This is a genomic window from Halomonas sp. 3D7M (genome assembly GCF_014897885.1).
Classification (GTDB): domain Bacteria; phylum Pseudomonadota; class Gammaproteobacteria; order Pseudomonadales; family Halomonadaceae; genus Vreelandella.
The window spans coordinates 18,926-25,842 of the sequence record NZ_JABUZF010000247.1 but is presented as its reverse complement, the minus strand read 5'-3'; the positions used below and the strand labels follow the sequence as shown (position 1 = coordinate 25,842).

The window sequence follows — 6,917 nt, the reverse complement described above, 5'->3', positions numbered from 1 at the left end:
ATGGCAGCCTTTGCCATGACAACGTCCGCCAGCGCCCAAGAGTGGACACCGAGCCGTTCGATTGAGTTTGTTGCACCGGCCAACCCCGGTGGCGGCTGGGACACGCTAGTGCGCACCATGTTCCGCGTTATTCAGCAAGAAGAGCTGGCCGACGAAAGCTTCGCAGCCATTAACGTACCTGGCGGCGGCGGTGCAGTTGCCTGGGCTCAGGTAGCCCGTGATAGCGGCAATCCGCATAAACTTTTCGCTACCAGCCCGCCGATGATTTTAGTTCCCCTGGCAGGCGCATCGCGTTACGACCACACTGATTTCACCCCGATTGCGCGCATCAATACCGACTATTCGATTATTTTGGTGGCGGCAGACTCCGAGTATCAAAACCTGGATGATCTTTTCGCAGCGCTCAAAGAGAACCCTAGCTTAAGCGTGGGTGGCGGTAGTGCGCCGGGCTCGATGGACCACATCTCGGTTGCCGGTCTTGCTTCCGCGGCGGGTATGGAAGCCTCCTCGGTCAACTACATTCCCTTCTCAGGTGGTGGCGATGCCATGACTAACCTGATGGGTGGCCATATCGAGGCAGTTATTGGCGGTGCCGGTGAAGCGGTAGGTCAGCTGGGTGAAGGTAGCCAGCTACGCGCGCTGGGCGTGTCTTCCGCAGAGCGCCTGGGCGGTGGACTGGCCGATGTACCCACTTACCAAGAGCAGGGCTACGACTACACCTTCGATATTTGGCGTGGCGTAATGGGCGCGCCGGAAATGCCTGAAGAGGCGGTTGAATATTACGAGACGCTCTTCGCCGAAATGCTCGAAACGGATGCATGGCGCGAAGCAAGCGACCAGCTGGGCTGGATTGATGCCTACCAGGATAGCGACGCCTTCGCTACCTTCCTGGATGAGCAACAAGAGCAGTTTAGCAGCGTGTTGACCGACCTGGGGCTGATGCGCCAGTAAGCGCTCGTCCCAAAGGCTCCCCCGGTGGCAGCGTGCCACCGGGATCTTCCGTCTGATACCGCAAGGGTCTTGCTGTTCAGCAATGACGTCTTCGGAGAGCTTTCCCATGACTCGATTCAATACCAACCAATGGCTAGCGCTTGTGTTGGCGTTAGTGGCGGCTGCCTATCTGGCAATGGCCTGGCAAATCCCCAACTTTCCGCTGCCCCGCCCAGTGGATTCTGACCTATTTCCAAAAGTGTTAGGTGTTTCTCTGCTATTGCTGTCGGCGTGCTTGTTTTTTGAGCGTCCGGGCCCTATTGCGGGTGCCGATCAGATTGATCAAGCCGAAACCCAGGGGCCGCTACTGCTAACGCCTTGGGCGCGGGTGATCGTCACCGCCATCGCCATTGCGGCCTACGCGTTCCTGCTTGTGCCGTTAGGCTTTGTGCTGGCTTCAACGCTGCTGTGTGTTGGCCTAACCGCTTACTACGGCTACCGCCGCCATGGGGTCAATCTGGCAACATCGCTTGGGGTGGTGTTAGCGCTGTATTTGACCATGACGCGGGTAATGGATGTTTACCTACCCACTGGCGTGCTGCCGTTTTAACCAGGCCGCGCTTGCCCACTGTTAGCGGGTTTAAAAGAGAGACACTCCCATGGATGCCTTTAACAATCTAATGTACGGCTTTGGCATCGCGCTTGAGCCTATCAATATCGCTTACGTCTTTGCCGGTGTCTTTGCTGGCACCATTATCGGCATGTTGCCCGGCCTTGGGCCGATCAGCGCGTTGGCGCTGATGATCCCGATTACCTTCGCTATGGAGCCCTCTTCAGGGCTGATCTTGATGGCCGGGGTGTATTACGGCGCTATTTTTGGCGGCTCCACCTCGTCTATTTTGCTGAACGCCCCCGGTGTGGCGGGAACGGTTGCGACCTCTTTTGACGGCTATCCGATGGCCAAGCAAGGGTTGGCAGGTAAGGCGCTGGCGATTGCCGCTTACTCCTCCTTTGTTGGCGGTACCATCTCCGTTGTTTTCTTGATGTTAATTGCGCCGCTGCTCTCCAAAGTCGCGGTAAGTTTTGGCCCTGCTGAATACTTCGCGTTGATGGTGCTGGGCTTAACCGCGGTTGTGTCGCTATCCGATAAGTCGCTGGTTAAAGGCTTAATTGCCGCTGTTATCGGGGTGATGATCTCGATTGTCGGGATTGATATGCAAACCGGCACCGAGCGCTTTACCTTTGGCTCTATTCACCTGCTCGACGGTATCGACTTTCTGGTCGTCGCGCTGGGTATCTTCGCGTTAGCCGAAGTGTTCTACATGTTGCTGCGCGGAGGTGGTGGTAAAGAAGCGCCACGTAACGCGATCGGGTCGTTGAAATTGTCCCGCAGTGAAGTCAAGCAGATAGCAGGCCCTGTTAGCCGCAGTTCAGTATTGGGCTTCTTTACCGGTGTACTGCCGGGCGCCGGCGCGACCATCGGCTCGTTTCTTGGCTATAGCATGGAAAAACGCATTGCCAAAGACGGCGATACCTTTGGTAAAGGCAACATCAAAGGCGTTGCTGCGCCAGAAGCGGCAAATAATGCGGCGTGCACCGGTTCGTTTGTACCGCTGTTAACCTTGGGGGTGCCGGGGTCTGGCACCACCGCCGTACTGCTTGGCGCACTGTTGGTGATGGGCGTTAATCCTGGCCCGATGATGCTTGAACAGCGTCCTGATGTGTTCTGGGGCGTGGTCGCCAGTATGTATATCGGCAATATCTTCCTACTGGTGCTTAACCTGCCGCTGATTCCGCTGATCGCCAAGATTCTCGATCTGCCCAAGCCATTGTTGCTGTCACTGATTTTGATCTTCTGCATGATCGGTGTGTACGGTATGAGCTTCAGCGTGTTCGACTTATTACTGCTGCTTGGTTTTGGCTTGGTTGGTTTGGGAATGCGCTTGTTCGGCTTCCCTGCCGCGCCGCTGATTCTGGCGCTCATTCTTGGCAACATCATGGAAGAGTCCATGCGTCGCGCGCTGCAGATCTCCGGTGGGGATTGGACGACCTTTATCGACAAGCCGATTTCACTGTCGTTACTGGTCATCGCTGTGCTATCGCTTGGTTTACCGCTGCTGAAAAAGCGCCGCACTAAGCGTTTGAACACTGCTGAATAGAGCACCGGCAGGCGTGTAAAGCGTCCTAGGGTTTCCTAGGGCGCTTTTTTTATGCAAGCAATGGGGCGGGATTAATCGCCGTATGCAACGCAAAGCGCACTATTGGTGCGAGGTGTCGTTGTGGTGCATAAACAGCGTGCATTTTTTGGATGTTGGCGCGCCACGGTAGTGCGGTCGGTGAAAACGGGACTACTTTTTCTATAACTAACTTTTTGATTTTAATATTTTTAGTGTTTCTTTTTGTCGTGTGGCGCAAACCTTGCAAAAGCTAGGAGCTAGTGGATGCACCAAGCCCCGTAATAATTGTTCCCGCGTTACATAACGGGAGTCCTTGGCCGCGAAGCTCAAATAACGAGCCCCGTCATAAGGGGCGCAAGGAGGTTCAAGTGACCACATTGCAGCGCAAGACACACCCTCGTACCGTTGGCCGTTTCGCTACTGCCTTAATGGCCGCCGCCGTTATGGGGGCCAGTACACAGGCCATTGCCCAGGATGATGATCCAATCAAGGTCGGTATCCTTCACTCACTCTCCGGCACCATGGCGATCAGTGAGACGGTGCTTAAAGATACCGTTGAGATGCTTATTGAACAGCAAAACGACGCGGGTGGCTTGCTGGGTCGCCAGCTTGAAGCAGTGGTTGTCGACCCTGCCTCTAACTGGCCGCTATTTGCTGAGCGTGCAAGAGAGCTATTGGCGCAAGAAGAGGTCGACGTGATCTTCGGCAACTGGACCTCCGTTTCCCGTAAGGCAGTACTACCGGTAGTGGAAGAGCTTAACGGCCTGTTGTTCTACCCGGTGCAGTATGAAGGTGAGGAGTCCTCGGAAAACGTCTTTTATACCGGTGCCGCCCCCAATCAGCAGGCGATTCCTGCGGTTGAGTATCTGATTAACGAAGTCGGCATCGAACGCTTTGCGCTGGTCGGCACCGACTACGTCTATCCGCGCACCACCAACCGTATTCTCGAAGCGTTCCTCAAAGATGAGCATGGCATCGCTGATGAGGACATCATGATCAACTACACGCCGTTCGGCCATTCAGACTGGCAGAATATCGTGTCAGAAATACGCCGCTTTGGTGAAGAGGGTAAACCCACGGCGGTTATCTCGACGATTAACGGCGATGCCAATGTGCCGTTTTACACCGAACTTTCTAACCAAGGCATCGATGCTGCCGATATTCCGGTCATCGCCTTCTCTGTGGGCGAGCAAGAGCTCACCGGCATCGATACGGGGCCGCTAGTCGGCCACTTGGCGGCCTGGAACTACTTTATGAGCGTCGATACTGATGACAACTACGACTTTATCGACGCCTGGATCGACTACACCGGCGACGAAGAGGCCGTCACTAACGACCCCATGGAAGCGCACTACATTGGCTTCAACATGTGGGCCGAAGCGGTGCGTAAAGCAGGCACTACCGACGTGGATGCGGTGAAAGACGCGATTATCGGTGTTGCCGTGCCTAACCTTTCCGGTGGCTATGCGGCGATGATGCCCAACCATCACATCACTAAACCGGTACTGATTGGTGAAGTTCAAGACAATGGCCAGTTCGATATTGTCTGGCAAACGCCTTCTACCGTAGCGGGCGATGCCTGGTCTGACTACCTGCCTGGCTCACGTGATTTGATTGCCGATTGGCGCAAGCCCATGGAGTGCGGCAACTTCAACGTGGTGAACGGCTCGTGTGGTGGCAGCACCGCAGCAGAAGAAGCCGAAGCGGCTCTCGCTGAGTAAGTAAAGCGATATATAGCAGGGAAATGACCGCTGTTAACGCTGTGGTGTAAGGACAGGTTGAAGCGAGGGGCTTTCGCCATGGCCGGAAAATGCTCCTGGCTATTCCGGCATTTCCGCCATCCATGGCGGTCAGATGGCGAAAGTAGCGCCCATGGATGGGTTCACAGCGCCCTCGCGGAAACTTGTTCTTGGCACCGTTATCTTCAGTTCCCCCCTTTTTGTTAACCAAAGGAAGAACCCCATGAGGCGTTTCTTTTCCTTAGGGTTGCTGTGTCTGCTGTTGTTAAGCGTCACAGTCACCGCCCAGGCACAAACAAGCGCCACCGTTGAGGCTGATGACGCAGCGGCGCTTGAGCTACTAAACGCGCTGGACGTGCGTTCCTATTCCGCCAAAGGCGAAGCGATCAACGCTATTTTGCAAAGCGATGATGAGCGCGCGCGTGATTGGCTGCAGTCCTTGTTGGACGGTCGCTTGCAGCGCACTGACGACGGTCGTTTTGTGGTGGTGCTCGACAATCAAGGTCGCGATTGGCCAGTTGCAGATGCGCTGACCAATGAACCGCTGGGGGAGATGTCCCGCCGCGACCTGGATCGTATAGGCATTAATAACAATCTACGCAATCAGCTACGCAGCGCTATTGCCGTAGTGGACTTGTATTCGCCAAACGTTGAGCGCCGGCGTACTTCCGCCAGCCGCTTACTGGGCGAGGTCGATGAGGAGCTGGCCGAACCGCTCAGTCAACTGATTGCTGACGAAGAAGACGCTGAGGTAGTGCGCAGGCTGACCCAGGCGCTGGCGATTTACCAAGTTGAAAGCGGCGAGCTTGAAGGCGTTGAAACGCTGCGAGGCAGTTTGCATCCACGTGTTCGAGTAGCGCTTAGTCGCGCGGCGAATAGCGATGACCCCATGATTGCCGATGCCGCCAATGAAGCGCTGAGCAGCATCGAGCAGAATCTCAAAATTAACCGTGGCCTGGAAACACTCTACTTCGGGCTTTCGCTTGGCTCGGTACTGGTGTTGGCGGCGATTGGCCTGGCCATTACCTTTGGCGTGATGGGCGTTATCAATATGGCTCATGGTGAGCTAATCATGCTCGGCGCTTATACCACCTGGATGATGCAGCAGCTGTTGCCCGGCCAGCCAGGATTGGCGCTAATTCTGTCGATCCCTGCGGGCTTTATGGTGGCCGCGCTGGTGGGCATTGCCATTGAGCGGGGCGTTATTCAGTTCCTGAAGGGGCGTCCGCTGGAAACGTTGCTGGCGACGTTCGGTATCAGCCTGATTTTACAGCAGCTGGTGAGAACGGTGATTTCACCGCTAAACCGTACGGTCATAACGCCCGAATGGATGAGCGGTTCATTAGTGATTAACGATGCGCTGTCGCTGACTCTTAATCGTATGTTTGTACTCGGTTTTGCACTGGTGGTGTTTGCCGCGCTGATGCTGATTATGCGCCGCACGCGACTAGGGCTTGAAGTGCGTGCAGTGACCCAAAACCGCGCCATGGCACGCTCCATGGGTATCCGTGCCACGCGGGTCGATATTATGACCTTCGCATTAGGGTCTGGCGTCGCTGGTTTGGCAGGCGTTGCGTTATCACAGCTGACCAACGTTGGCCCCAATCTGGGCCAGAACTACATTATTGATTCCTTTATGGTCGTCGTTTTCGGCGGCGTGGGAAATCTATGGGGCACTCTGGTGGCTGGGCTTTCCCTGGGCATTATCAACCAGGTGTTGGAACCCTGGGCGGGCGCCGTGCTGGCCAAGATTATTGTCCTGGTGTTCATCATTCTGTTTATTCAAAAACGCCCGCGTGGACTCTTCCCGCAGAAGGGCCGGGCTGCGGAGGGCTAAGCGATGTCATCAACGATCTCATTAATGACGCAATCATCTTCACGCCAGTTTTGGCTAACCCGCCCGTTTAGCGAACGGGCCACGCAGATTTTTCTTGGCGTGCTGTTTGCCGCCCTGTTGCTGGTTACGGTGCTCCATTTAGCGCTGCCCCAAGGCCACCCGCTGCACGTTAATGCTTATACCGTGAATCTGTTCGGTAAGTACTTAAGCTACGCGCTGCTGGCAGTGGCGGTG

At 55.5% G+C, this 6,917-nt stretch carries 5 protein-coding genes and 1 pseudogene; all 6 read left to right on the top strand.

Going from position 1 to position 6,917, the window contains the following annotated elements:
* Positions 1 to 951: Bug family tripartite tricarboxylate transporter substrate binding protein (locus INT22_RS14590; protein ID WP_193068475.1), on the top strand; the 951-nt coding region annotated here is incomplete at its 5' end.
* Positions 952 to 1,057: 106 nt separating this feature from the next.
* On the top strand, positions 1,058 to 1,540 hold the full coding sequence (locus tag INT22_RS14585; RefSeq protein ID WP_038479364.1) for a tripartite tricarboxylate transporter TctB family protein: 483 nt from the start codon (positions 1,058 to 1,060) through the stop codon (positions 1,538 to 1,540).
* A 49-nt stretch (positions 1,541 to 1,589) separates the two neighbouring features.
* A complete protein-coding gene (locus INT22_RS14580; protein WP_146942373.1) occupies positions 1,590 to 3,089 on the top strand; it encodes a tripartite tricarboxylate transporter permease in 1,500 nt (499 codons plus the stop codon).
* A 386-nt stretch (positions 3,090 to 3,475) separates the two neighbouring features.
* Positions 3,476 to 4,828, top strand: coding sequence for an urea ABC transporter substrate-binding protein (gene urtA, locus INT22_RS14575; RefSeq protein ID WP_038479358.1), 1,353 nt, complete (start codon positions 3,476 to 3,478; stop codon positions 4,826 to 4,828).
* Positions 4,829 to 5,069: 241 nt separating this feature from the next.
* A complete protein-coding gene (gene urtB / locus INT22_RS14570) occupies positions 5,070 to 6,683 on the top strand; it encodes an urea ABC transporter permease subunit UrtB (RefSeq protein WP_146942377.1) in 1,614 nt (537 codons plus the stop codon).
* A gap of 24 nt (positions 6,684 to 6,707) precedes the next feature.
* Positions 6,708 to 6,917, top strand: a pseudogene (locus tag INT22_RS21125) (urea ABC transporter permease subunit UrtC); the annotation flags it as partial.